Annotated in this window: 1 protein-coding gene; it reads left to right on the top strand. The window is 67.3% G+C overall.

Annotated elements, in window-relative coordinates; all coding sequences use genetic code 11:
* Nucleotides 1-287 precede the first annotated feature (287 nt).
* A complete protein-coding gene (locus AC6RA4_RS25135; protein WP_500165001.1) occupies nt 288-1,871 on the top strand; it encodes a helicase HerA-like domain-containing protein in 1,584 nt (527 codons plus the stop codon).
* The last annotated feature ends 148 nt before the right edge of the window (nt 1,872-2,019 follow it).

Genomic DNA, 2,019 nt, shown 5'->3' with positions numbered 1-2,019 from the left:
AACAAAAGAGAAATGGGACCATACGGTCCCTTCCCCCTTGCTCCCTGCCGGACCGGCCGGCTTTGTCATTGGCCGAACGCTACGAAACTCTCTGGGGGCGGTCAACAGGGTTTCTCACATCATCGCGATCACAACTGCATAAAAAGGCCGCGCCCGAAAGCGCGGCCAGTCTGACAGGGAGGAAGTCTGCCCGGAGCAGGAGAGGACATGTTGCCCCGGACAAAAAAGACACTGGCATCAAAAGGTTAAGAATGTATGCTCGGGACGTTCGCGCGTGGAGGTCTGGCATGGAAAGTGGCGTTTTTTTAGGCGGTGGCGGAGAGGGCTACGGCGAGAAGCAGTATCTGGCGCTGAAATATGCAAATCGCCACGGGCTGATCGCGGGGGCCACAGGCACCGGCAAGACGGTCACGCTGCAGATCCTCGCCGAGGGCTTCTCGGCGGCGGGCGTGCCGGTCTTCCTCGCCGATGTGAAGGGCGATCTCTCGGGGCTGGCCAAGGCGGGCAGCGCGGATGGCAAGCTGCATGAGGCTTTCGCCAAGCGCAACGCCACCATCGGCTTCGACGATTTCACCTATGAGGCCTTCCCGGCGGTGTTCTGGGATCTCTTCGGCGCGCAGGGCCATCCGGTGCGCACCACCGTGGCCGAGATGGGCCCGCTGCTGCTGGCGCGATTGCTGGAACTCACCGACGCGCAGGAGGGCGTGCTCAACATCGGCTTCCGCCTGTCGGACGAGCAGGGCATGCCGCTCCTGGACCTCAAGGATCTGCAGGCGCTTCTGGTCTGGGTCGGCGAGAACGCCAAGGAGCTGTCGCTGCGCTACGGCAATGTCTCGACCGCCTCGATCGGGGCGATCCAGCGCCGGCTTCTGGTGCTCGAGAACCAGGGCGGTGACAAGCTCTTCGGCGAGCCGGCGCTGGCGCTCTCGGATCTGATGCAGCTCGCCCCCGACGGGCGCGGCCACGTCAACATCCTCGCCGCCGACGCGCTGATGGCCTCGCCCCGGCTCTACGCCACCTTCCTGCTCTGGCTGCTCTCGGAGCTCTTCGAAGAGCTGCCCGAGGTCGGCAACCCCGACAAGCCGAAGCTGGTCTTCTTCTTCGACGAGGCGCATCTGCTGTTCGACGACGCCCCCAAGGCGCTGGTCGACAAGGTCGAGCAGGTGGCCCGGCTGATCCGCTCCAAGGGGGTGGGGGTGTATTTCATCACCCAGAACCCCGACGACATTCCCGAGGACATCCTGGGCCAGCTCGGCAACCGGGTGCAGCACGCGCTGCGCGCCTTCACCGCGCGCGACAAGAAGGCGCTAAGGCAGGCCGCCGAGACCTACCGCCCGAACCCCGCCTTCGACACCGAGGTGGCGATCCGCGAAGTCGGCACCGGCGAGGCGGTGACCTCGATGCTGCAGGAGAAGGGCGTGCCGGGCATCGTCGAGCGTACGCTGATCCGCCCGCCCTCGTCGCAGCTCGGGCCGATCACGCCGGAGGAGCGTGCCGTGGTGCTGGCGGGCTCGACGCTCGCAGCGAAATACGACACGCCGCTCGACCGGCATTCGGCCTATGAGATCCTCAAGGCCCGGGCCGAGGAGGCGGCGAAAGCGGCCGAAGAGGCGGAGCGGGCGGAGGAGGGCTCGCCAGAGACCGAGGACGCCGCCGGCATGATCCGCGAGTACAACCGCGCCCGGCGTTACGATCCGACCCCGCGCGCCAAGCCGGTGCGCAAGACCACCAGCAAGCCGCGCTCCAGCCGCTACAGCGCGCCGAACTCCATTGGCGAGGCGCTGGGGCAGGCGGTTTTGAAGGAGCTTTCGGGCACCACCGGCAAGCGCCTCGTGCGCGGCATCCTCGGCGGGCTCTTCAAGGCCCGCTGAGCGCCGCTCACTCCGCCGCCAGCGTGCCGCGGACCACCGCGTCGAAGAACCGGCCCAGCCGGTGCCGGTCCACCGGCTTCGACAGCAGCTCGATCTGCAGCGCCGCGCAGGCCTCGCGCAACGCCTCCGAGCGGTCGGCCGAGACGAT

It is taken from the genome of Salipiger sp. (assembly GCF_059781815.1).
This window is presented reverse-complemented; position numbering and strand designations above follow the sequence as displayed.

Bases quoted from the DNA above. Each gene is read 5' to 3' on its own strand.
- AC6RA4_RS25135 (WP_500165001.1), top strand. From the start codon at position 288: ATGGAAAGTGGCGTTTTTTTAGGCGGTGGCGGAGAGGGCTACGGCGAG.